The organism is Bacillus siamensis KCTC 13613 (assembly GCF_000262045.1).
Taxonomy (GTDB): domain Bacteria; phylum Bacillota; class Bacilli; order Bacillales; family Bacillaceae; genus Bacillus; species Bacillus siamensis.
Genome location: NZ_AJVF01000029.1, coordinates 1 through 270, shown reverse-complemented (window position 1 = coordinate 270; position 270 = coordinate 1). Strand labels below are relative to the sequence as shown.

Annotated in this window: 1 protein-coding gene; it reads left to right on the top strand. The window is 63.0% G+C overall.

Features of this window, described 5'->3' with window-relative positions; genetic code table 11:
• On the top strand, positions 1–270 hold a 270-nt coding region (locus Y79_RS01000000120035; RefSeq protein WP_032864784.1), incomplete at both ends, for an AMP-binding enzyme.

Sequence of the window (270 nt, the reverse complement as noted above, 5' to 3'; positions counted from 1 at the left end):
CGGCCGTTCAGACGGACAGGTAAAAGTCCGCGGCTACCGGATTGAACCGGGGGAAATCGAAGCGGCGATCCGGCGCATCGACGGCATTCGTGAGGCGGCGGTCACCGCCCGGACTGAACACGGCGAAACCGCGCTTTACGCCTATATCGAAGGACGGGGAAGCGATGACGTGCGGGCGGAGCTTGCGACACGCCTTCCGGCCTACATGATGCCGGCTCAGTTTATAGAGATGAGCGAGTGGCCGGTCACACCGAGCGGAAAGCTTGACCG